The organism is Providencia sp. wls1916 (assembly GCF_009706585.1).
In the GTDB taxonomy this organism is placed as follows: domain Bacteria; phylum Pseudomonadota; class Gammaproteobacteria; order Enterobacterales; family Enterobacteriaceae; genus Providencia; species Providencia lanzhouensis.
In genome coordinates this window covers 1-23,934 of sequence record NZ_WLUL01000010.1, presented here as the reverse complement: position 1 = coordinate 23,934, position 23,934 = coordinate 1, and the positions used below count along the sequence as shown (strand labels likewise).

Here is a 23,934-nt window from a genome sequence, read left to right as displayed (position 1 = left end):
TATTGCCTGAAATCTGCATCTATCCTAACATTCATTGAACTTAAGCTAAACTTATTAAGGCAATGGAATGAATAAATTACTAGCGCTTTTCCTGAGCGTGTCGATTTTAAGCTCTACTGGGTGTGTAACAGCGGCAGTTTGGGCTGGAAATGCTGTAAATGATACCAAAACAAGAGAGCGCATCGATTTAAAAGATAACATCGTATCAGCTTTTGAATATAAAGATATCACCGTTAAAAATAAGCTGACTAATGAAAAATTAAAACATATTGAAATACCCGAATCAGGCTATGGTTTTTTAGGCGATAAATATATTTATATACTAACAGATGGCTCTGCCGAGCTGATGGAGCTAAATGAACTGGTAAAGATAATTTCATTGTCTGCATTCGATAATCCAGATGGAGTTATTAGAATAGAACTAAACTCTGATACTGTTTGCAAAGGGTTGGTAAGATTTAATGATGATTACTTTATTCATATAAATAGAAAATACACTCTAACCTCAGAGCAAGAGAAAATCCTCAAAGATTTTGGCTTTAGTGAAACGCGTTATGATAAGGGAATGTCCTGGGTTAAAACCATCAGAATAAGCGGTTATCTATTTGAGCGAGATGGAGTTGAACTCCCACCAACACTGAATGGTAAGTTAAACCAAGTGTATAAGGTTGAGCTTTACACTACAGAGAGATATGAGTCATTTAGTGCTGGTAATTTAGCTGGGAATGTTATTAGCACTCCATTTACTCTTGCTGCTGATGTTATTGCAACGCCAATATTGCTAATACTGTATGCGAAGTATGTCAAAAAGTAGTGAAAAATAGCCGAAACATTGAATAGACCTGCTCCGGCAGGTTTTTTACACCTAACGTTTGCTAGGAATTGCGCCATCCTCTGGCTAATATTACTTAAATTAATAAAAACTGAATGCTGGTGGGATGGTGAAAAAATCAATAATTGTAATTATTTTATCTTGTGCGGTGTTTAGCTCTTATGCTGGAACAACTTATACACAAGAACAAATAAGAGGGCTTGTAGAGGCTGGAAACCCACCAAAAGAGAAGCCTGCGGATGTCATTAGCTCCAAGCAATCACCATTTTCAAAATGCAAGCTAGCCGCAGAGAAAATATACAGTAAAGAGCGTGTTGCAAAGGTTATTGAGGACAGCGAAGATACATACATCATAAAAGTGTGGGCGTTTGATGGTTCAGTCACTTTTAAGTGCGCAAATGGTTACAGGGCGTTATCAGGAGCGGCATATGAGTGATGAAAAGAATGCCTACGCGCAATTGGCTTAGGTACTTAATGTATTTCTCTATTATATTCGCTATAGCAAAATGCACTATGACTATAGCTCCAAATGCCAACATTCTGTAGTGACATAGTCGAGTCCGCCAACTAATTAACTTCAACTTGCACTCCCGCTAAGCTAACACTCGGTGGGGATCTAGCTCGTTCTTGGGCTGTGAATTCATTCCCTAAATAACTATCAGATAATTACATCACGCCTCTTGATTGAGGAATTTGCTTTCTCCCTTTAGCTTAATATATTAAGCTAAATTAATGTATACCAAAAAGAAAGGAGTAAGTGTTGGATAAACTCGCTAAATGTTGGCGTAAATTCTTGGTTTGTTGTGAAAATAGAATACCCAAAATAGGGATTGCCATTGCATTTTTAATAATATCTTACCCATCCATAATTATAACTGGATATATCGGATATTTTGTTTTCCAATTATGTTCTTTGGATCAGTCCGGTATTGATTTAATTGTTTTAGTGATTAGTGTGTCGACATTTGTATTAGCTAAGATGGTTGAATTATATTTCGCTGACAAAGTATCTAAGTATTCATTTTATCTTTTTTTACAGTATGCTCTAGATGCAATGACTCCAGTTTTATTTATTTTCGGTATGTTACATTTTGATGTGTTATGGTTTTTTGGCGTTAATCTTATTTCCTGTGCACTCCTATCTTGGAGTTATTCTGGAAAAATGATGGCTCTGGGAACTCCCCCATCAGAGTTACGAAAAAGATCGCTAAAATTAAATAAAGGAATGAAAGGAAGTAAAGTCGAAGAAGTTCTTGGGAAAGTGAAAAAAGGAACAATTAACAAAAGGTTAGATAAAGGGAAAAAAAATAAACCCGAGTGGGTATACTATGTGCCATCAATAGATGGGAGCGGGCAAGAAACGCTTACTATAGTATTTAACGAAAAAAAAATGGTTGAAACGTTGGAATTTAAAGGTGCCGATATTGATAAGAATAAATCGCAATAACCATAAAAATAGAACTTGATATTTACGTATTAATTGTAAAAACTGAATATTAAGTGGGTTCTTTACTTTATTTTATCTAAATCAAGAGCATGCGTGCCCTTGATTTATTTTGATAAAGGTTTATCTCTATTTTCTGCGGCTTTGCGGGCATTTTCTGGCATGACATTGAAAGTTTCATCAACTTCTTTTGGTTCAGTTATACCTTGTTGCACAATCATATTGATTAACTTGAATAATTTAAATGATACATCATCAAAATCATCATCACTAATGGTGCCTGGGTGAACAGCATTGTTTCCAACAATACGGATTATGTCTGCTGATTTAATCAATTTTTTAGATACAAGCTCATCTTTTGCTAATGCTGCTAAGTCATTATTGATATTTTCACCTTTACCTCCAAGATGAATACAAAGTTTTTGTAGACCTAATCGAAGCAGTGCAACAGCTCCTCGGGGTGATTTTTGATAGATACTTGCAGCCTCTAGATAGTCTTTCTTGATATCATCAGGCATATCCTCAGAAGGTAGTGGTACAATAGTTATGCTTGGATATATGAGCTCTCCTGAATTGTGAGTTTCATCCAATTCTTGAATGTAATGATTGGTCTGCATCCAGATGTGTGGTTGCTTACAAGAGCCGCAGGTAACATGCCAAAAATTGGAAGTAGAATACCCCACTAATGGTTTAGAGTAGACTAATGAATCCCATGTCATCTGCGAGAAAGCACCACAATGAGGGCAAGAATAGGATTCCCCTTTAAAATTAGGAGGTGTAATTTTAGACATCTTTAGCATCCTTATTTATCAGCTAGAGTGTTGTTTTTATCTGATATGCCAATCAAAAAACCATTATTATCAATTGTTCTTTCTGAAACCTCGTAGCCTAATTTATTTAGTTGCTCAAATGTTGGGCTAAGAATGGCGAAAAAATCATCTTCATCAAGGATTTCTAGCTCTAAGTCACTAAGAGAGATGCAAAACTCCGTATGTCCAATGCGTGCTTTTTTATTTATCTCTGCAAATGTTCTTTTCAGAATCACTCCAGATAGCTCTTCTCTTGCTTTTTTAGCTATCTGAACAACATCTTTAGCTGGAATTAAGTCATCAGCACTTACTTCATTAAGAAAGCTCATCTCCAGTCTTTGGACTATTTCTGCATTCATTGAACGAGTATTTTCTTTAGCAGCGACTTCTATTTTTTCTTTTAATTCAATTGGTAGCCTAATGCGTAATTGTGGATCTTCTCTGCTCATGATGAATTCCAATGTTCGTAATGAAAATAATTACAAAATTATGCCCCACAGTGGGGTTGACTTCAATGGCGCACGGTGTGACAATTTAGTTGCCCCACATTGAGGCATTTTATGGTTTAAGGATAAAATAATGCAGAAAGCAAAAGATATGTATCAAAAGAAAATTAGGTTTCCAGAGGATATTTGTCAGGCTATAGAGAGTAATGGCGTATTAGAGTGTAGGAAATTTAATACAGAAGTGATTTATCAGTTAAGAAAAGCGTACGGATTAATAGAAAAGAAAAGCCCCAATTGCGCGAACAATTGAGGCTAGTTGCCAAGTAAACCCATCGAAAGGAATAAATGACATGAACATTGTAGCGAAAACAAATTTAACTTTCCAGAATTTCACATTCAGCCCGATCGTTGAAGATGGACAGGTGTGGTTAACATCAACTGAAATTGCACACGTATTAGGGTATAGCCGCACAGATAACGTAAGTAAGCTTTATGTGCGTAATGCAGATGAGTTTACAGACGCTATGACAATGACCGTCAATATGACGTTCAACGGAATAAACAATAGCTTACGTAATAAAGTGGTCAGAGTTTACTCACTTCGCGGCGCTCACCTGATCGCAATGTTTTCTAACACTCCAGTAGCAAAAGAGTTCCGTAAATGGGTGCTGGATATTTTAGATAAGGAGGTTCAAGAAAAGCAAAGCTTGCCTGTAACAAGACAAAAATCAGTTAGTGTGAATGTGTTATTGGCTAGATTGAATTTGATTTGTGATACATGGGAGTTAGCTAAAAATGATATCGCAGTATTTGATCCCAAGATGGCTAACCGACTTAGCTCAACGATGAATATGTTTTGGATGTATACAGCAAGTATGAAAAAGATAGCAAGTAAAAAGCAGGTTAGAAGATTAACACAGTGATTAGCACTAAAAGTAGAAAAACCGATAGTTACAGCTATCGGCTAATCCCAAACTAAACCATATGGAGAAGCTTTATGAATGAGCTTACTTTAGCAAATAGTTTTAACGCTGTCACGAACAAAACCATTGATACACAGAGGCTATTATCAATGATAAATGTGGCTCGTAAGTCATGTGGTGAAAATCAAATTCGTAATAACGTATTGATTGAAAGAGTAAAAGATGAATTAGATGGGGAGACCTACAAAATTTTTGTAGGTCACAAAAACGGCGCTCAAATTGAAATAATTGAAATGGATATCAAGCAAGCGCTTCGTGTCGCTGCAAGGGAATCTAAAGCTGTTCGCCGTGTATTGGTGGATAAATTAGAGTCAATGCACGTTGCCGCGCAAAAAGGTGGCAAAAGCCAATCTGGGTTACTTGAATATCGTCAAGCCAGAACATTGAAAATGTCGGTTGATGCTATTGCCAATTTATTTGACCTGATGCCCAACCTAAGTAATGAGTCAAAACAGTGTGTGGCGGCTAACATTGTGAATCCTATTGTCGGCTTTGAAGCCGTACCATTACCAGTGCTTGAACAAAAGTATTACACCGCTGGTGAAGTAGGTGAGATGTTAGAAGTGTCAGCAAATAAAATTGGTCGTATTGCCAACAAGAACGGATTGAAAACTGACAAATTCGGTAAGTTTTTCTTGGACAAGTCAGCTCATTCATCAAAGCAGGTTGAAGCATTCCGCTATAACGAGAACGGTATTAGCGCATTACGCCATATCATTCACGGGAAGGAAGTTGCCTAACCTACACATAGCCCAAGGATGGGCTTGTAATCTAGATCACAAGAGTAGTTTAACGGCGTTTATTCTTCTATTAAAAATCATCATTATATAGATAATATAAGAAATATTAATAAAAGCTAAATAGAGAATGAAATGAAAAATTTAATACTATCATTGTCTGCACTACTTTTTATCAGCGGGTGTACGTCGACAAAATATAATTATATGCCTAAAGTAAAAAATATTAGTGAGCCACCAATAGGGAGTATAAATACAGCTTATGTTGGTGACTCAATGCTTAAGCAAGGAATAATGAGTGAATTTGATGGGTTAAAGGTAACTGCTCCAGCTAAGGTTTCATGGGCTTATACTATCACCGCTGGCGTATTCAAAAAGATAGGTGAGAGCGCTGATGGTGAATTTTACTTCCCAACAGGGACTGTTGATTCAGGTACCATCGATAAAGCTGTTCTTGCAGACCCTTGGAATGCCATTATGGTAAAAGCCAAAAATAAAGATTTATGTGTAATAACGGTATTCTCTGTTGCTGTATGTGAATCAAATATGCCTTATGAAAAAACGACATTAAATGTGGCAAATGATAATTCGTTTCAACAAACACTACTTTATAATGGACGAGTCGGTAATAAAATTAATATAGGATATAGGGAAGCATCAAATAGTATGGCTAGACCAGCATTTAATAACGATGTTGAGTATGACTTATCTGAATCTAAAGTTATTGGATATAAAGGAGCTAGAGTTGAGGTTTTAGATGCAACTAACGAATTTATCAAATACAAAGTAATTAGTAATTTTAATAAGGAATAATTTTCCTTTTTGATGGTTAAATATCGCTCAAATGAACTGGCATCCCTAACCGATACCAGTTCATTATGTTAGGTTTGATTATTTATAGTTGAAGTCATTAGGGTGATTATCGAGGCTGCCCGTAAGTGCTGCAAATAAAACCGTTTTCCCATCGATTGATAAATCATCGGTGATATTAAACCAGAGTAAATCCTCAGTATTGTTCTTTTCATTATTTGAAGAGAATACACCTGCCATAACATTCTTTTCTTTAGAGTACATAATCGCAATTCGCTCTGCTGGGCAATTGTGAGGTTTGCACGCTGTTGCTACTTGGTATTCATTACCGTTTAAAGTCACAGTATTTGATGGGGATTCAGTACCACCAGTTAAGACCCATGATGGGAGGTCGTTATTTTTTACAACTTGAAGGAATGCTGTTTTAGTATTTGCATCACTAGCTAACTTACTGATAGTTAACTCATTGCCAGCATGAGCATTGGCTGCGATGAAAAGGGTTGCGATGAGTGTCAATTTTCTAAGCATGTTAATAATCCTTTGTGTGTTTAAAGGTTATCTGGTTAGTGACGAATGTTGGAAAACGAAATTCTAGAATAATATGGCATTAATTTAAATAAAAGTTACATAGAAGCTAATCTAACCACCGATGGGTGGTTTTTTTTATATCTGGAGAAAGGTAAATGGCAGATATAGCAACCATCTCGCTTAAAGCTGATACGTCTGATTTAGAGCGTGGGACTCAAAAATTAAAGGAGTTTGGCAGCACAGCAGAAAAGGTAAATTGCTCAGCCCAAGACCTGAATGAGCAATTTAAACGCGGTGTAGATAATCAGAAAAAAGCAGCTCAAGCAGCTGAAAAACAGCGCAAAGAGCTTCATGAGTTACTTAATCAGCTGAACCCTACAAATAAAGCTTTTGAACGATTAGATGACTGGCAGACAAAGCTAGTAGCAGCAAGCAAAAAAGGGTTACTTCCCAAAGATCAATTCAAAGATTATACCAGCATATTAGACCAAACTAGAGACAAGCTGCAAAGAGTGCATATGTCTCTGACTGCGGAAGGGCAAGCATTATTAGCTCAGGAAGCTGCAACGAATAAAGCAAAGCAAGCCGCAGATGAATTCTTACAATCTCTTAAAAATCAGACGGATTTTATAGGAAAAACCAAAACTGAAATTTTAGAATTGAAAGCAGCGCAAATGGGTATTTCTCAGCAGGCTGCGCCTATGATTTCCAAGCTGAAAGAGCAAGAGAAAGCATTTTTAAACGGTTCAATCACGATTGGTCAATATCGAAATGCTATGCGGCAATTACCCGCTCAAATGACGGATATTGTCACATCATTAGCATCAGGAATGCCTGTATGGATGGTGATGATACAGCAAGGTGGTCAGATAAAAGATTCCTTCGGTGGTCTAGGGAACTCATTGAAGGCGTTAGCATCACTAATTACCCCAGCAAGAGTTGCTATGTTTGGATTTGTTGGTGCCGCTTCTGCTGTCGCTCTTGCTGCATATCAAGGCTCTAAAGAGTTTAGTGAATATAACAAACAACTTATTCTTACTGGAGGGTATGCAGGAAAAACTGCGGCACAATTAGATGCTCTTGCTAGGAAAATCTCAGGAAATGGTATTACTCAGCATGGTATGGCTGGTGCTATATCAAAAGTCGTTGGCTCGGGAGAGTTTTCTGGTGATGTTGTTGAGATGGTTTCTCAAACAGCTGCGGCAATGGAAAAAGCTGTTGGTCAGTCAGTTGATAAAACAATTAAGCAATTTCAGCGTTTACAAGAGGAGCCGGTTAAAGCTGTTACTGAACTAGATAAATCCCTTCACTTTTTAACAGCTACTCAGTTAGAACAAATAATGACACTGCAAGAGCAGGGGAAGGAGCATGAGGCTGCAAAGATAGCGATGGAGTCTTATGCCAATGCAATGCAGGAGCGTAGTCAGCAAATTGAAAACAACTTAGGTTTTTTAGAGTCAGCTTGGAAAGGCGTTAAGGATATGGCAAGCGATGCATGGGATGCAATGCTTAATATAGGGCGAGAAAGAACGCTAGACCAAAAGATTAAAGAATATGAAGAGAAACTTCTTGAGTTTCAGTTAAATCCTGCAGCTAAAGGACTACATCATTATAAAACAGGCCAGACACCTGAAGATTTAAGGCGAGAACTGGATTTACTAAACGAAGAGAAATATCAGAGGGATATTGAGAATGCGAGAAATGAGGCGGCAAGAAAACAGGAAGAGGCTAAAAAGTTTCAGCTTTTAGCTGATGAAGCATTAAGGCGAGAATATGAGACAGCGGAGGAGAAACACCAACGAAAATTAAGTGAAATAAAAAATAAAGAGCATGCATCTCAGGCTATCAAGGATGAAGCAATTCGTCGTGAAAAAGAACGGTATGAGAAAGAAAAACTGAGAGGGCAAAAGAAACCTAAAGCATATCGACCTGACTATGGCACTCGTGCGGATGAGTCAGCTAATGAAGCTCTCGTTTCTCTACAGGCTCAACTTAAAGTATTAAAAGAGCATAAAACTATTGCTGATGTGATTAGCTCAGAGCGTAAAAAGCTTTGGGATATGGAAGCCAAAATAGCTGTATTAGAAGAAGCAAAAGCGACACGTAAGCTTACCAATGATGAGCAATCGTTATTGGCTAAAAAAGAATATGTATTAGCTTCTCAACGCGCATTAGCAGTAGTTGGCGATGAAGTAGAGCGTCAAAAACAACATAATAGAGAGCTAGATAGGCAACTAAAACGAGTTGAAGAAATAAAAGCTAAGAGTCGAGCGCTGGATATGGGCATCGGTAAATCTGACCGTATGTACCAACGTGACATCGCACTTGAGCAAGCTAAATCACCAGCAGAGAAGCAGGCATTAGAGGATTATTACAGTAAAGAAGATTCGTTACGTACCAATTGGGAGGCGGGAGTTAAAGGGGGATTTGCAGAATTTCAAGACCAAGCCTCCAATGTTTATGGTAACGTATCTCAAATTAGCCAATCAGTATTTCAAGGTATGAGTAATAGCGTTGCCGATTTTGTTTTAAAAAGCAGAGCTAGCTTTAGTGACTTTACTCGCTCATTTTTAGAAATGACGACTAAAATGCTTATGCAAATGGCGATGCTGAATGCTATGAAAGCAGCTTTTGGTGGAACAGCCATAGGTGGCTTTCTTGGTTTTTCTGGCGGCGGATACACTGGGGATGGTGGCAAATATGAGCCTGCTGGGGTTGTTCACAAGGGTGAGTTTGTATTTGACAAAGAGAGTACGGCTAAATTAGGTAAAGCTAATCTATATCGGTTAATGGATGCAGGAAAGAGAGGTTATGCATCTGGTGGATATGTAGGTGGTTCTCAGCCAATGTCAGTGAGTCAGCCTCGAGTGCAAGTTTACGGCACTCATCCTGCTGGTGGGATTAACGTCAATCTTAATTTTGGTGGCATCAGCGTTGTAAGTGGTGCTCAACAGCAAGGTTCTATGCAGAATGTTGATATCCGAGCTGCGGAGCAATCCTTAAATAATAAGCTTAAGCGCTTCATGGCAATAGAGGGGCGTGAAGGTGGTGATTTGTACAAAATAATCAAAGCTGTTTCTGTTGGAAGATAAGAACAGTATTAAAAAATTAATGAGAGGTAGTAATGGAATTAAAACTTGGAACTGTAATCATTAACCCAGAAGATGAGCAAATCAGCATTCCTGTCGATGTTTATAAAGGTGATGAGTATAGTGTTGATTTCGTATTGGCAAATATAGTCTACCAAACAAACTTGAACTCTAGTAAACCGCTAGCCGAATACTTTGACGAAGCTAAAGATCACGCACGAAAAACTATCAAATTATTAAATCAGTAAAGATTATCTAGATTGATCCTCACATAGCCACCTTCGGGTGGCTTTTTTATTTAGGGGTAATAATGATTGAAGAGTTTAAGTGGCGAACTCAAATCCAAGACTCGCCAACTGGCGAATTTAAGCATCGAATAAAAGAAGTGGCATTTGGTGATGGCTATAAGCAAGTTTCAGGCGATGGTCTCAATACTGAATCTCAATCATGGGGATTTACCTATACGGGGCATAAGTCAGAGGTAATGCCTATTTTTTCCTTTATTCGCTCACATACAGCAAAATCATTTCTATGGGTGCCACCTTTGGGAGATAAAGGACTATATCGAGTGAAAGCTGATTCCATTACATTAAAGCCAATTGGCGGTAGCTCTATCACTATAACTGCAACCTTTGAACAGGCGTTTAGTGCATGAATATAATATCTGACATTCAAAAATTAGAGCCGGGAAGTAGGGTTCAATTAATTGAAGTGGACGGCAGTGAGTTTGATGGACCAACTCTTCGATTCCATGCCTACAACTTGCCGCATACACCCGAAGAAATTGACGTTGCAGAGGGGGGTATCAAGCCAAAATCCATTTGGTGGCAAGGAAATGAATATGGCGCATGGGCTTATGAAATCGAGGGCATAGCTAAAAATAGTGATGGTAGTCCAGCCAGACCCTTATTAAGAGTGGCGAATGTCGATGGTTTGATATCCTCGTTGTGCTTGCAATTCGATGATATGGCACTGGCGAAAGTGACTATTTATGAAACCTTCGCGCACTATCTAGATGCTAAGAATTTTCCAGAGGGAAATCCTACCGCTAACCCTGAAGAATTTTTCAAACAGGTTTATTTCATCGACAGAAAAATGAGCGAAGTCGCGGGAGAAGCAGTTGAATTTGAGTTGTCGAGTCCGTTCGACTTGCAAGGGGTTATGATCCCCGGTCGCCAAATCCACAACCTCTGTTTCTGGTGTATGAAAGGCGATTATCGAAGCGGGCGAGGTTGCAATTATACGGGCAATAAATATTTCGATGAGAGTGGTGAACCGGTTGATGATCCGGCATTAGATAAGTGCGGTGGACTCATTAGCGATTGTAAAAAACGATTTGGCGAAAATGAACCTTTGGATTTTGGAGGATTCCCTGCCGCGGGGTTAGTACGATGATCACGAAGAAATTAACAGAGGTAATATTTCAGCATGTCAAAGCGGAATACCCTAAAGAAGCGTGTGGCGTGATTTGCCAAAAAAGTCGAGTCAAAAAATATTTTCCCTGCCGAAATCTTTCCGATAATCCAACTGATCATTTCGAACTTTCCCCAGAAGACTATGCCGCAGCCGAAGATTGGGGCAATCCAATAGCGATTGTTCATAGCCATTGCGGGGATGGAGTGACGTCTCAACCGAGCGAAATAGACAAATTGCAATGTGATGCTTCGGGACTACCGTGGGTGATAGCTTCCTATCCGGAAGGTGATATCCGCATAATCCAGCCTAGAATTGAGCGTGAGTTAGAAGGTCGTCCGTTTGTGCTTGGTCACGCAGATTGTTGGTCGCTCATTATGGATTATTACCGACAGATGCACAGGATTGAGCTGCATAATTACAGCGTTGAGAGACACTGGTGGGAAGAGGGTGAAAACTTGTATATGGATAACTGGCAGCAAGAAGGGTTTGTTGAGTTTTCTGGTGACATAAAAGACGGTGATATGGTCATTATGCAAGTGCAAGCAAATGTCCCTAATCATGCCGGTGTGATAGTGAATGGCATGCTTCTACATCATCTTTACGGGCAGCTAAGTCGCATTGTTCCTTACAGCGACTATTGGCGCGATAGAACGGTCAAGATAGTACGACGTAAGGAGCTGGCATGAGTTTAAAAACAATACGGCTCTATGGTGTTTTGGGTACCCAATTTGGTCGAGAACATCGGCTTGCTATCGATTCTCCGCGTGAAGCGATTAAAGCGTTATCGGTACTCTATGATGGATTCGAGCAATTCCTTGCCAATGCGCATCTGAGAGGGCTGGAATTTGCTGTTTTCAAAGGTCAGCGCAATATTACTGAAGATGAATTGCATCTTGATACCAGTGAAGAAATTCGCATTGCTCCGGTAATTAAAGGGAGTAAGCGGGGTGGTTTCTTCCAAACTATTTTAGGGGTTGCACTAATTGGTGCTGCCGCATTTTTATCGGGAGGTCTCTCTGTCGCATTTACCGCTGCAGGGACATGGGGAGGGGCATTGGCGTTGAGTGGTGCTGCTATGGCAATCGGTGGTTTGGTGCAAATGCTCTCACCTCAGCCTCAAGGCTTATCCATGCGACAAGATGCGGATAATAAGCCATCCTATGCATTTGGTGGTGCTGTAAATACCACGGCGCAGGGCAATCCTGTGCCGCTGTTATATGGACTAGACCGCCGTGAAGTCGGAGGTGCGATTATCTCCGCGGGTATCTATACCGAAGACCAAAAATAACAAAATTAATCTTTATCATATACGGAAACGGCTTGAGTGCCGTTTTTTTATGGGTGAAATATGGAAACGATATACGGCGCTAAAGGTGGCGGCGGGGGCGGTCATACGCCCGTAGAAGCCAAAGATAATTTGCTTTCAGAATCGACTGCAAAAATTCTGTTAGCCATTTCTGAGGGGGAAATTGCGGGGGGCTTGGATGATACGCGTATTTTTTTAGATGAGACGCCAATTGGTAATGCGGATGGAACGAAAAACTTCGAAGGGGTAACATGGGAGTTTCGCCCCGGTAGCGAGCAACAAGAGTATATCAAAGGGATACCGTCGGTTGATAATGACATCGCCGTGGGGGTAGAGCTGCGAGACGATCAGCCGTATATCCGAATGATTAATAATACGCAGTTATCCGCTATTCGCCTTCGCTTTTCAGTGCCTCAGTTAATGCGTCAACACGATAATGGTGATACAACGGGATATCGCATTGTCTATGCGATTGATTTATCTACAGATGGTGCTGGGTATCAAGAACTCGTTAAGTCTGCATTTGATGGTAAAACGACCAGTGAATATCAGCGCACCCATCGTATCGATTTACCCTCAGCCACGACAGGCTGGCAATTGCGCGTTCGGCGACTCACCAAAAATCAGAATACCGCTCGTATTGCCGATAAAGTCTCGATTGCTGCGGTCACCGAGGTGATTGACGCCAAGTTACGTTACCCCAATACGGCGCTTCTCTTTGTGACATTTAATGCCCGTCAATTTAATAACCGTATCCCTAAAATTAGTGTTCGCCCGAAAGGGGGATTGTTAGTTAAAGTGCCGACAAATTATGATCCTGTGAATCGAACGTACGCGGGTGTTTGGGATGGAACGTTTAAGCTGGCGGCAACCAATAACCCCGCCTGGGTGTTTTATGATTTAGTCCTGAACAATCGTTATGGCAGTGGTGACAGAATCAAAGCCCATCAGATTGAAAAGTGGGATTTGTACAAAATCGCACAGTATTGTGATGAATGGGTGCCTGATGGACGAGGAGGAGAGGGAAAAGAGCCTCGTTTTTTATGTGATGTGTATATTCAATCACAAGAGGCAGCGTATACCGTATTACGGGATATTGCGGCTATTTTTCGAGGAATGACCTTCTGGGCGGACAATAAAGTCAATGCGGTTGCCGATATGCCAGCCAGTATTTTTCGTACATTTACCAATGCCAATATCGTTGGGGGAAAACCGTCTTACTCGGGGGGCAGTATCCAAAATCGCTACACCCAAGCCTTGGTTTCATTTACGGATACTGATAACCATAGCAAAGATGATATCGAGGCGGTCGCAGATTTAAAACTTCAGCATCGTTATGGCGTGCGTAGAGTAGAACTCTCTGCAATTGGGTGTACCCGTCGAAGTGAAGCGAATCGACGTGGTCGCTGGGCATTACTGACTAACGCAAATGACCGCATGATCACATTTGCCACGGGGTTAGAAGGGGCAATTCCCTCACCGGGTCATATTATCGCGGTAGCTGATTCAAATTTAGCTGGGCGTGATAACGGTGGGCGTATCTCTTCCGCGAAAGGAAGGAGTATTACTCTTGATAGAGAGACATCAATTAAAGCGGGTGATCGCCTGATCATCAACTTACCAGACGGAAAATCAGAAGGGAGAACCGTTACTTCAGTAAATAAAAAAGTGGTTACAGTTTCTGTTGAATATTCCCAAATACCACAGAAAGAGACCGTGTGGGTGGTGGATTCTGATGACTTAGCGGTCCAGCTATATCGAGTGATTAATATCAGCGATAACGGCGATAACACTTACACCATTAGCGGTGCTATCCATAATCCTGACCATTATGACCATATCGATTCAGGTGCTCGCATTGACGAACGTCCCGTAACGGTTATTCCGCCTCGCGTTCAGCCTGCACCGAAAAACGTCAAAATCTCATCTTATTCTAGAGTGGAGCAGGGCATTGCTTTTTCTACGCTGAGTGTCAGTTGGGAAGCGCCAGAAAGTGCGATTGCGTATGAAGCGCAGTGGCGCCGCGATAACGGTAACTGGATCAACGTGCCTCGAACGTCCTCGCTAGGGTTTGAGGTTGATGGAATTTATTCTGGTCGATATCAAGTGCGAGTCCGAGCGGTTAATGCGTCTGAAATCTCCAGTATTTGGGCGAATGCCCCTGAAACTAGCCTGACAGGAAAAGTGGGTAATCCACCGAAGCCTGTCAATTTTAAAGCCTCGCCAAGGGTGTTTGGCATTAAGTTGGATTGGGGGTTTGATGAAAATACCAGTGACACATTGAAAACGGAAATTCAGTACAGTAAGACCCCTAATGGTGAAGATTTGATGCTGTTATCTGATGTCCCTTATCCGTCAAGAAACTATGAGATGGCAGGTTTAGCCGCTGGCGTCGTATTTTACTTCAGAGCAAGACTTGTTGATAAATCGGGTAATGAATCCGAGTGGACTCAATGGGTACGAGGAGAGTCAGAGTTTGATGTGAATACCATCTTGCCGGATTTGAACGAGCATTTCATGTCGACAGAAGCTGGGAAACAGCTCTCTCAAGAACTTGATTGGTTAAATGAGTCAATATTAGTCAATAGTGCGGCAATTAAAGAAGTGAAGAAAGAGGTTACGGTAAACCATGAACAGTCGCAATCTCAACATAAAACGTTAGAGCGAGCGTTTGCTGACGAACGAAAATCATGGGCAGAAAAATACGCTCAAGTGACAGCATCAATAAATGGGGTAAACGCAGGAGTTGTTAGGCTTGATAAAGCGGTGACGAATTTAGACAGGTCTTTCAGTGAGTCACAGAAGCAAGTTCAGGTGAAACTGGATAATCAAGGTGCGTTGATTAACTCCAAGATGCAGGCGGAATTTAAACAAAATGCCGGGTACGCGATGCACAGTACAAACATCACAATCATGGTGGATGGGAAAAAATATAATGCAGCCAGCATGGTTATTAGTGCTGAAGTGAAAGCGGGAAAAATTGAATCGTTCATTGGGTTTAATGCAAATAATTTTGCTTTTTTAAACCCAACACGAGGAAAGATGGAACCCTTGATGTTCATGAAAAATGGGCAGATATACATGCGTGAGTCATTCATCGCGGATGCATCGATTAGTAACGCTAAGATAGGAAATGTTATTCAGTCGAATAACTTCGTTTCGGGTAAATCAGGATGGCAAATTAATAAAAATGGTACTCCTGAATTTAATGACGGGGTATTTAGAGGAAAGATTTATGCTAGAGATGGTGAATTTAGAGGAACTGTTTATGTAGATAAACTTGTTGGTGATAATGCAACTGCGACAATTTATAAGGAAGTATCTAAGGGCGAGATTCATGGTAAGCGTTATGACCAAATTATAGAAACATCGGTAATTTATAAGGGCGGAATGCCTTATGATGTTGACTTATTGATGCCAATGATGCAATTCACCTCGGAGGGATCTGTGCCGGGAGCTATTCACTCTACCCGCGTAGAAATTTTCATCAATGGCATTAAATACTCGCCTCAAACTACGGTAATAGCGACAGAAAAAGATCGAAGACTGATTTGTTCTTTGTATGCCACACTTAAAGCGGCGGTTAAAGATGTGAAGGTGACAATTAGATATATCACGTACCATAAAAATGGTTGCAAGACTACAATTCATCCCGCGATGATTATCGCTTGTAAACATAATTCTTCTTCATTTATTTCCATATAGCTTATTAATGAGCAGTGACATTCCTATTTGAACCACAGGATTTGGAGGAAGGCTATTTGTATCTTTGCGTGCATATGCAGTCGTTGTATCGAGTACTACAAATATAAAGCGAACTGAAATATTCAACGAAGAGGCGGGCGTGCATTAAAGCAATAAATAGATCAATCTCAGTTAATATTGAGTGATTCTATTTAACTCATTGAAGCCGTGAAGTTTATAAAACGGTCACTGTATTGGTATGAAGGATGGGGGGAGAGCAAATAGAATTGCTGTGAGTAATCTAAATAGCCGCAGAGATTAAACTGCGGCTATTACCAGTTAAAAAATTTTATTTTTTGCTAGCAAGGTAATCTTTTAAAGTTCCTTCAGGTTTTTTCTTGCAAAACTCAAGGATTAAAGGAGCTTCCGCAACGCTCTGTTCAGATAATGCCACCCAGTCTCCACTTTTAAACTGAGTATCTTGTGATGTTACCCATAAGGCAACTGGAGCCCAGCTTTTAGGGTTTAAGTCCACATACTCTTTACATGTCATATTTTCGGGAGTTGAGGTCATTTTGTCTGCGGCTAATGCATTAAAGGACAGAGCACTTGATGCAATCATACAAGCAGAAATTAGAAACTTATTCATAAATATTCCTCTTCATTTTTTAGTGGTAATGCCTATTGAAATAAGTCTATTACCTATAAATAATAAGAAACATTAGCAAAGTCAATATTATTAGAAGATTAATTTAAATTTATCAAGTCAAAATTATCTTTCGTTGATTATCTATAAATGAGATAAGAATGTGGATAGTTAGTAATCCATAAATTGGAGAGCCCGATAGATTGTGTCTAATTATAGGAATGGAGTATCGAAGCATGAATTCTGATGGCTTAGTAACAACATTGATTGGAAATAAGATTAAAGGTCTGAGACGTGACGCTGGATATACAGCTGTTGAATTTGCTCAACTGATAGGGTGTAAAAGCGCACAGCAGTTATATCGTTATGAACGAGGAATAAATAAAATAGATATAGATACTTTGGTTTCAGCTCTTAAGATTTTACGTGTTGATATTAAAGAATTTTTTAATGAGGTGATGTGGGAAGTTCAGTAGCGTTAACTATTAAGTGAATTAGTTAGGCATTCCTCATTATTAAGAGTAGTTTTGGAGTGCCTACTATTAGGTAGGCATACTTTTTATCACTGTCAGTTTGTTTGCTGATAGATGTAAATGTTTTTTAATAAGTTTGATAGCAAACGCTTTGTTTTGTTTTGATGAATCACAGTAAACGGATAGCTCAACGAATTTGTCCATAAATTCATCTATAGAAATCAATCCAGCAATGTTTGTTCTATAGAATACATAAATTATTGATTGCTCAGTATGTGATGGTTCCCGATGCTCATTGATACAATTTAAAGCTAATAGAAATAATTGAGTGATATTCATGAAGTCTCCAATATTTTGAAGTGAAATTTTAAGTGAAATGACTTTTATAGAATATCAAATTTAGTCAGTGATTTTTTAGGATTACATCGTGAAATTAACGACCACAACTAATATTACAATTTTTTATGTTAAGAATTTGAATATATAAGTACCAGTTTGCTTTATTCAGTACTTAAATGAATAGGCTTGAGAGTGTAAGCAAAATGTTCTTTTAGAAGGAGTAGCTAGAAATGGAACAGTTTTGTCATATATGAAATCAAGTGTATAAGATAATGTATAAGAATTGTGTTTAAATAATGACCTTATTTAAGGTAACTTGGTGTTTTTAAATCATTAAATTTATTTCATCGATATTGCATTGTTGAATGTAATTCAATACAAGCCTTTCTCATTAGATTTATCTCTTAGTACAATAGAGAATAAAAAAGCCCACCGAAGTGAGCTTTTCTATTTTTCTAGTGCGCGTGCATTTCACGTGCATTTCGAAGTCCATTCTGGGTAATGTTACTGTCTGCTCAACTTTACTAACTTGCTGTTTTTAAAGTTGTTGTCACATCACTGACAGTTAAAATTTGGTGGGCTGGCGGAGTCTGAATTCAGTTTGTAGTGCATTGATTTTAAACTAATGAAATCCAATTCAACTTTCAATTTGGGCCTATTGTTGGGCCTAAAGTTTATTTTACTGTTTTTGTGATATGGACTAAAAAAGTAGTCAGCTATTTTAACATGGCTGATCAGTGAAGCGAGCAATAAAATTTGGTGGTTTGTTTTGCATTGATTAATTGAACTCATCGCCAAGAGTGGACATTGCTAATTCCTCATTGGGGAGCAGGTCAGGAAGATCGTAGAAGGAAGATATATGGTTAGAGGAACAGTAGGTAATTGGCTGTTTAAAAATTTATGTGACGAACGTGTAATTATGTTCATTTTGTTGACATTAAGCATGTTAAATCATTGCTTTTAATAATGAAATTAATATGATGAATTGAGCTATTTTAACTTTACGTGTTTGTATAATCAGGGTGTGATAAATGCAACTTAAGAAAATTTTCATCTCCGGTTTTAAAAGCATTTCGAATCAAAATCCTCAAATCATTGACCTTGACAGTGAACTGACTACATTTATTGGCCATAACGGTACTGGAAAAAGTACGGCTATGGAAGCGCTAAATAAACTGTTCTCGGTAGATCATTCACTACGTGGTATATCAATAAATGATTTCCATAATGCGGATGATGAGAAAGATGAAAAGAGCAAAAGTTTAGTAATAGAAGCTTGGTTTGGCTTCCCTAAACCAAATGGAGGCAAGGTTTCTATCCCTCCTTTAATTGAACACCTAACCATTGATAAATCTGATGAAACCATTCTTTTTAGGGTACGATTAGAGAGTAAACTTTCCTTTGAAACAAACCCGATGGGGGATATTGACGAAGACGTCTGGGTGGTTAACACCAGTGATGATGTAGTTGAGGAGAGCAGTAAACAGAAACTTTCCGCTGCAGTAAGAAATGCTATTCAGGTCAATTATGTCCCAGCCAATCGAGATCCTCTATTACAATTAAAGTATTCATCGAAGGCGGTGCTTGGTCGCTTGCTAAAGGCGATTGAGTGGGTTGGAGGTAGTCAGGAAGTCATAGAGAAGCAAGCGGCGCAACTAAACACATTAACGAAGAGCAACCCTGCAATGAATGAGATTGCGATGGCGATTAACGCCAGTTGGGGGAATATCTACAAGGGGCGTTATTTGTCCCAAGCATCGCTTAGTTTTCCACTTGCTAATATCGATGAAATACTAAAGCTGATTCGGCTTCAGTTTAATCCGGATGAAAGTGGCAACACGGTAAATGTAGACCGATTAAGCGATGGACAAAAATCATTGGTCTATTTTTCTCTTATCAAGGCGATGTTTGATATTGATAGGAAGACTAGGGAGTTGATTTCCTCAGGAGAAGTTTCTAATTTTAATCCTGAAAAGATGAGGTTGCCGATTTTTAGTATGATATCCTTGGAAGAACCTGAAAACCACCTTTCTCCTCATTACTTAGGCAGAATAATTAAATTGGTGAAAGATTACGGTTGTAATGAACTGTGTCAGGTTATTATTTCTTCCCATTCTGCTTCCATTTTAAGCCGAATCGAGCCTGAGCAAATACGCCATTTCAGACTAGATAAGGATTCAAAAAGCACGGTAGTGAGTGCGTTAATTTTGCCGGAAAAAGAAGATGAGCTTTCTAAGTTCATTAAAGAAGCTGTAAAAGCGTATCCAGAGATCTATTTTTCTAAACTGGTTATATTTGGTGAGGGAGATAGTGAAGAAATTATAATACCTAAGGTGCTTGAGCTACACTCAACGGAAATTGACAGTCATTCCATATCTGTTGTTCCTCTTGGCGGACGCCATGTGAATCATTTTTGGCGTCTGTTGAGGTCTTTACAGGTCCCATTTATTACTTTGCTGGATTTTGATATTGACAGGAATGGTGGTGGTTTTGGACGACTTAAATATGCTATTGAACAATTAGCTGAGTTTAAAGGAGGTGGTAGCACCTATATCCATAAAGATATTGCTCGGCATATGCCATCATGGGATGACACACGGAACCCAATAGAGTTCACACTTGAATGCGATGATGACGCGACAATAAATATTGTTGATGAATTAGAGAAGTGCAATGTTTATTTTTCTTCCCCGCTAGATATTGACTATGCAATGATTGAAGCTTTCCCTGATATTTTTTGTGAGAAAGATGAAGTTTATGGTGAAAGAGGTCCGCAAAGTACCAAGAAAAAAGAAGATGAAGATGAAGAACAATATGAGCTAATAAAAGCAGTATTGAAAAAAGGAAACTCCGGTATTCGTTATGGATTTTCAGCTGATCATCTAAAATATTTCCTGTGGTATCGCTATCGTTTTTTATCCAATAAAAGTAAACCTGCATCACATATCAGAATGTTTTCTAAAATTGAAGAAAAGTATACGCCAGAAGAAATAAAAGCAAAATTACCTCCAGAGCTAATTAGGATTGCTGAAAAGACAGTAACATTATTGGAGGAGGTTATTGAATGACGATAGAATGGCAACCTTCTGAAGGTATTACACCGACACAGGAGTTAATGGATATTATCCTGTGTGATCAATCCATTTCTGTACTTGCCGGTGCAGGATCGGGTAAAACAGAACTTTTAGCTCAAAAATCAAATTACTTGCTGCAGACCGGAAAGTGCATGTGGCCTAAACGCATATTATGTCTTTCTTATAAAAAAGAGGCGCAGGAAAATATCAAAGAGCGAGTTAACAAAAGATGTGGGCAAAGAGGTGAGCGTTTTGATTCGTATACTTTCGATGCTTTTTGTAAGAGTATTGTTGACCGTTTTAAGGATGTTTTACCTGAGAGTAAAAGACCTTTAAATAATTATGACTTAGTGTTCAACGCAAGATCCAGTAATGGTAAGAATAAGTTATCTTTTGATTTAATCAGAAATCTAGCTGTAGAGATTTTAAAAAATAGAGCGGATATTGTTGACCTATTTTCTTTTACCTATCCTCATGTTTTTATTGATGAGTTTCAAGATACACGTTCTGATCAGTATGAGTTAATTAAAATTCTTTTTAAGGATACAGGAACAAAATTGCTAGCAGTGGGTGATATCAACCAGAGCATCATGTTATGGGCTGGCGCTAGAAAAACAGTGTTTGAAGAGTATGAAAGAGAATTTAATACCACAAGGAAATTACTGGTGCAAAATTTTAGGGCCAGTGATGAAATTCAGGAAGTATTGAGATGCTTTATTCACTTTGTACAAAATGATGCCAATTTTGCGCCAATAACTAATAATGTCGATAATTGCACTATCCATTGTTATGATGATGAGGTTTCTGAGGCTGATAGTATTGCAGATAAAATAGAAACTTTTATCGCTTCCGGTATTAAAGAAAAAGAGATTTGTGTGCTGGCCAAACAGCAGTCAGAACAATATACGGAAAAGCTTCGAGATAAGTTAACGATGAAAGGGATTAGAAATCTTGATATGTCTGAATTACAAGATGTCTTAAAAGAACCATTAGGGCGAATATTTGCTGCTCTATTCAAGGTTTATACGTCACGTTCATCATCAAGCTATACTGAGCTATGTGATTTATATCTTGCTTTACATAGAGTTACCCGTGGCGATGAAAAAGAAGAACCGTTGATTAAAGAGTTGTCGAACAAAATAGCTGTAAATAAAGAAATTTTGGGTGATTCACCCACTCCTGATTTATTGTTATCCTGCGTTAAAGATATTATAAGTTTTTTTGGTTTTAAAAAAATGATGGGACGATGGAATCAATATAAGTCCACGGATTATTGGGATCAGGTCTGGCTCCGTCTTGAGCGGCACTTGCGCTACACAATAGGCGCAACGCACTCTCTTAACGAAGCTGCACTGATGTTTCAGGCGGAAAATTCCGTACAGGTTATGAATGTACATAAATGCAAAGGATTAGAATATAAGGTGGTTATTTTTCTTGGCTTAGAGGACCAGGCCTTTTGGAATTATAATAAAGAAAAATTTGAAAATGATTGCGTTTTCTATGTTGCGTTATCTAGAGCGAAAGAGAAAATATTAGTCACGACAGCTAAACATAGAGAACATAGAATAAATAATGGATATGACAATAGAATATCGAACTATCAGATGGTTATGCCTGTATATTCATTCTTGATAGAGCATTGCAAGTTTAAATGAATGAATATTAGAATGATCTTGCACAATAAAATGGGTTTATTGAAAAATAAAATCTTATCTGATTGTAGAATCTATCTAGCAATTGGCTCAAGCCTACGCCACTTCGTGGCGTGGTCAATTTAAGTGTTAACATCAACTATTCGCTCAAGGTTGACTAATCCAGTTCATTCAATCTGCCACTCGTTACTTTGACAGATAGCCAAAAATGATTATTTTTCCCTAGCTACTGACATCTTCGCTAGCTCTGGATTATTAGCCTGAAAGATCGATAGCGGTAACTCAACTTTATGCCCGTTTTGATCTTCCACGGCTTTAACCACTTCAAACTCACCGACATCCTCACACGGTATTTCCAGTCCTGCAAACGTGGCACGAGTGGCGCTAGAATCGCCAAAAGGTTCAACTTCCAGTACCGTATCTCCTAATACTTTTCCTTGTCCATCCTTCATTCGCAGCGTTAGTTCAAGCGCACCAAACTCCGCGTGGTCTAGAACCATATGGCTACCGCCATTATCGAGAGTAAATGAATAACCACAGTAACCTTGGTTAATAAAATTTGAGCTCGTATGTGTGATGCTCGCATAACGCTGTTGTTCTTCAGCCAAACTAAATGTACTCACTGCCAATAGTCCTATCGCAAATAGATTTTTATCTTATTCATTCCGTTACCTTTAGTTATCTTTTATCGTTCTCGCTACCGCAAGTGACGGTAGCGAGAATGTTATTTATTGTTGATTGGTTTGCAATCCACCTTTAGTACGGTCTTTTTCTTTCCAGCGTGGTCGGTTCTTGCCTGAGAACTCTTTTTGCATACTCCAATATCCAATGGGGTAACGGGCTACAATCGTCCCACCAACACCAATATCGACCGAAGAGTACTGGCCATTATTAATGGTTCCTTTTTGGACATAAGCGTTAGGGCTACAAGTGCCCGTATCACGTTGTTGCCAGTTTCCGTCAGTTCTTGCCACGATATAAAAATCACCAAATGCGCAACCTGAGGCAGATTTATGATTCAGTACAGCAATATAATGCTTGGTTGAGCCCACAATCCTACAGCTACTATTTTGGCTTCCACACACTTGCCATAAGGTTTTACCACCATCACCTTTATATTCCCAGATGGTATTTTTAGGGGGCTGGCTGACGGCAGAGGCGGGTGATGTCATCAACCACAGTGAGGCCAATACAGTTACAACTACATATCTTTTCATTATAAATTCCTATCAACATAAATAGAAACGTCAGATTGACGCTTGATGAACACCGTCTAATGGGTGCTTGGTTTTCCCTGATATGGCGTATTCGGTGGCTATCTTGTGAAGGGTGAATAAGGTATCCACAATAAAAATTGCTGATCATGTTTAATGTTATGGCTAGCGGTTTAATCGCATTGAAACCCAGTGACGAATTCGTCGATGAAGATAAAAGGCAATACCACTGGCGATAAGCAAATCAACCAGCAATATCGTGGTGGCTATATTTTCAGTAAAACCGTATAGCCAACCGGATGACATGATAATCAGTAGGCTAGAGAAGGCTAATCCGATAATGATGGACGAGATAATGGCAATTAATTTGGGGTTGAAATGGATTCTATAATCAATCCCCTTAAAGGCACTTAAAATCCACAAGCCTAATTGCGCCAAGAGTTGTGGGATAA

At 39.0% G+C, this 23,934-nt stretch carries 24 protein-coding genes and 1 pseudogene; 17 read left to right on the top strand and 8 right to left on the bottom strand.

Features of this window, described 5'->3' with window-relative positions; translation table 11 throughout:
• Positions 1 to 67: 67 nt before the first annotated feature.
• The 3 genes from GKR61_RS06655 (at position 68) to GKR61_RS06645 (ending at position 2,279) form a co-directional block, all read left to right on the top strand.
• Positions 68 to 814, top strand: a complete 747-nt coding sequence (locus GKR61_RS06655; RefSeq protein WP_154639675.1) for a hypothetical protein — start codon at positions 68 to 70, stop codon at positions 812 to 814.
• 124 nt (positions 815 to 938) lie between these two features.
• On the top strand, positions 939 to 1,268 hold the full coding sequence (locus GKR61_RS06650; RefSeq protein ID WP_154639674.1) for a hypothetical protein: 330 nt from the start codon (positions 939 to 941) through the stop codon (positions 1,266 to 1,268).
• 324 nt (positions 1,269 to 1,592) lie between these two features.
• On the top strand, positions 1,593 to 2,279 hold the full coding sequence (locus GKR61_RS06645; protein WP_154639673.1) for a hypothetical protein: 687 nt from the start codon (positions 1,593 to 1,595) through the stop codon (positions 2,277 to 2,279).
• 104 nt (positions 2,280 to 2,383) lie between these two features.
• Here the strand turns inward: GKR61_RS06645 and GKR61_RS06640 are convergent, their stop codons facing one another.
• Positions 2,384 to 3,067, bottom strand: coding sequence for a DUF4145 domain-containing protein (locus tag GKR61_RS06640; protein WP_230083134.1), 684 nt, complete (start codon positions 3,065 to 3,067; stop codon positions 2,384 to 2,386).
• Between the two features lie 11 nt (positions 3,068 to 3,078).
• Positions 3,079 to 3,534 carry an Arc family DNA-binding protein gene (locus GKR61_RS06635; protein ID WP_154639671.1) on the bottom strand — a complete coding sequence of 152 codons (456 nt, stop codon included), beginning with the start codon at positions 3,532 to 3,534 and terminating at the stop codon, positions 3,079 to 3,081.
• 130 nt (positions 3,535 to 3,664) lie between these two features.
• Between GKR61_RS06635 and GKR61_RS06630 the strand changes: the two genes are divergently transcribed.
• The 4 genes from GKR61_RS06630 (at position 3,665) to GKR61_RS06615 (ending at position 6,064) form a co-directional block, all read left to right on the top strand.
• On the top strand, positions 3,665 to 3,841 hold the full coding sequence (locus GKR61_RS06630; RefSeq protein WP_154639670.1) for an Arc family DNA binding domain-containing protein: 177 nt from the start codon (positions 3,665 to 3,667) through the stop codon (positions 3,839 to 3,841).
• 40 nt (positions 3,842 to 3,881) lie between these two features.
• Positions 3,882 to 4,454 carry a BRO-N domain-containing protein gene (locus tag GKR61_RS06625; protein WP_154639669.1) on the top strand — a complete coding sequence of 191 codons (573 nt, stop codon included), beginning with the start codon at positions 3,882 to 3,884 and terminating at the stop codon, positions 4,452 to 4,454.
• A gap of 74 nt (positions 4,455 to 4,528) precedes the next feature.
• Positions 4,529 to 5,254 carry a hypothetical protein gene (locus GKR61_RS06620; RefSeq protein ID WP_154639668.1) on the top strand — a complete coding sequence of 242 codons (726 nt, stop codon included), beginning with the start codon at positions 4,529 to 4,531 and terminating at the stop codon, positions 5,252 to 5,254.
• 132 nt (positions 5,255 to 5,386) lie between these two features.
• Positions 5,387 to 6,064, top strand: coding sequence for a hypothetical protein (locus GKR61_RS06615; RefSeq protein ID WP_126437154.1), 678 nt, complete (start codon positions 5,387 to 5,389; stop codon positions 6,062 to 6,064).
• 78 nt (positions 6,065 to 6,142) lie between these two features.
• On the opposite strand, the gene ivy is transcribed toward GKR61_RS06615, so the two are convergent.
• Positions 6,143 to 6,589 (bottom strand): Ivy family C-type lysozyme inhibitor, encoded by a 447-nt coding sequence (ivy, locus tag GKR61_RS06610; protein ID WP_036952423.1) that lies wholly within the window; start codon positions 6,587 to 6,589, stop codon positions 6,143 to 6,145.
• A 155-nt stretch (positions 6,590 to 6,744) separates the two neighbouring features.
• Between ivy and GKR61_RS06605 the strand changes: the two genes are divergently transcribed.
• From GKR61_RS06605 to gpJ, 7 genes are all read left to right on the top strand, one after another.
• On the top strand, positions 6,745 to 9,681 hold the full coding sequence (locus GKR61_RS06605; RefSeq protein ID WP_154639667.1) for a phage tail tape measure protein: 2,937 nt from the start codon (positions 6,745 to 6,747) through the stop codon (positions 9,679 to 9,681).
• Positions 9,682 to 9,713: 32 nt separating this feature from the next.
• Positions 9,714 to 9,926, top strand: coding sequence for a hypothetical protein (locus tag GKR61_RS06600; RefSeq protein WP_036952419.1), 213 nt, complete (start codon positions 9,714 to 9,716; stop codon positions 9,924 to 9,926).
• 62 nt (positions 9,927 to 9,988) lie between these two features.
• Positions 9,989 to 10,333, top strand: coding sequence for a phage tail protein (locus GKR61_RS06595; protein WP_036952417.1), 345 nt, complete (start codon positions 9,989 to 9,991; stop codon positions 10,331 to 10,333).
• The gene (locus GKR61_RS06590; RefSeq protein WP_036952415.1) at positions 10,330 to 11,073 is read left to right on the top strand and encodes a phage minor tail protein L; all 744 of its coding nucleotides are present in this window, start codon (positions 10,330 to 10,332) and stop codon (positions 11,071 to 11,073) included. The genes GKR61_RS06595 and GKR61_RS06590 overlap by 4 nt, the downstream gene beginning before the upstream one ends.
• Complete coding sequence (locus tag GKR61_RS06585; protein ID WP_154609904.1) at positions 11,070 to 11,780, top strand: C40 family peptidase; 711 nt, start codon at positions 11,070 to 11,072, stop codon at positions 11,778 to 11,780. Before GKR61_RS06590 ends, GKR61_RS06585 begins: the two co-directional genes overlap by 4 nt.
• A complete protein-coding gene (locus GKR61_RS06580; RefSeq protein ID WP_154609903.1) occupies positions 11,777 to 12,382 on the top strand; it encodes a tail assembly protein in 606 nt (201 codons plus the stop codon). The genes GKR61_RS06585 and GKR61_RS06580 overlap by 4 nt, the downstream gene beginning before the upstream one ends.
• 60 nt (positions 12,383 to 12,442) lie before the next feature.
• A complete protein-coding gene (gene gpJ / locus GKR61_RS06575) occupies positions 12,443 to 16,105 on the top strand; it encodes a TipJ family phage tail tip protein (protein ID WP_036952409.1) in 3,663 nt (1,220 codons plus the stop codon).
• 328 nt (positions 16,106 to 16,433) lie between these two features.
• On the opposite strand, the gene GKR61_RS06570 is transcribed toward gpJ, so the two are convergent.
• Positions 16,434 to 16,733: an HdeA/HdeB family chaperone gene (locus GKR61_RS06570; protein WP_006658701.1), complete on the bottom strand. Its 300-nt coding sequence runs from the start codon at positions 16,731 to 16,733 to the stop codon at positions 16,434 to 16,436.
• A gap of 233 nt (positions 16,734 to 16,966) precedes the next feature.
• On the opposite strand from GKR61_RS06570, the gene GKR61_RS06565 reads away from it, so the two are divergent.
• Positions 16,967 to 17,206 carry a helix-turn-helix domain-containing protein gene (locus tag GKR61_RS06565; RefSeq protein ID WP_036952407.1) on the top strand — a complete coding sequence of 80 codons (240 nt, stop codon included), beginning with the start codon at positions 16,967 to 16,969 and terminating at the stop codon, positions 17,204 to 17,206.
• A 66-nt stretch (positions 17,207 to 17,272) separates the two neighbouring features.
• On the opposite strand, the gene GKR61_RS06560 is transcribed toward GKR61_RS06565, so the two are convergent.
• A complete protein-coding gene (locus GKR61_RS06560; protein WP_036952405.1) occupies positions 17,273 to 17,542 on the bottom strand; it encodes a hypothetical protein in 270 nt (89 codons plus the stop codon).
• 1,031 nt (positions 17,543 to 18,573) lie between these two features.
• Between GKR61_RS06560 and GKR61_RS06555 the strand changes: the two genes are divergently transcribed.
• Positions 18,574 to 20,610 carry an ATP-dependent nuclease gene (locus tag GKR61_RS06555; RefSeq protein ID WP_154639666.1) on the top strand — a complete coding sequence of 679 codons (2,037 nt, stop codon included), beginning with the start codon at positions 18,574 to 18,576 and terminating at the stop codon, positions 20,608 to 20,610.
• On the top strand, positions 20,607 to 22,271 hold the full coding sequence (locus tag GKR61_RS06550; protein ID WP_154639665.1) for a UvrD-helicase domain-containing protein: 1,665 nt from the start codon (positions 20,607 to 20,609) through the stop codon (positions 22,269 to 22,271). The genes GKR61_RS06555 and GKR61_RS06550 overlap by 4 nt, the downstream gene beginning before the upstream one ends.
• Before the next feature lie 209 nt (positions 22,272 to 22,480).
• On the opposite strand, the gene GKR61_RS06545 is transcribed toward GKR61_RS06550, so the two are convergent.
• The 3 genes and pseudogenes from GKR61_RS06545 to GKR61_RS06535 all read right to left on the bottom strand — a co-directional run.
• Positions 22,481 to 22,891, bottom strand: a complete 411-nt coding sequence (locus GKR61_RS06545; protein WP_336426610.1) for an IrmA family protein — start codon at positions 22,889 to 22,891, stop codon at positions 22,481 to 22,483.
• A 105-nt stretch (positions 22,892 to 22,996) separates the two neighbouring features.
• A complete protein-coding gene (locus GKR61_RS06540; RefSeq protein ID WP_154639663.1) occupies positions 22,997 to 23,485 on the bottom strand; it encodes a hypothetical protein in 489 nt (162 codons plus the stop codon).
• A 162-nt stretch (positions 23,486 to 23,647) separates the two neighbouring features.
• A pseudogene (locus tag GKR61_RS06535) lies at positions 23,648 to 23,934 on the bottom strand (hypothetical protein); the annotation flags it as partial.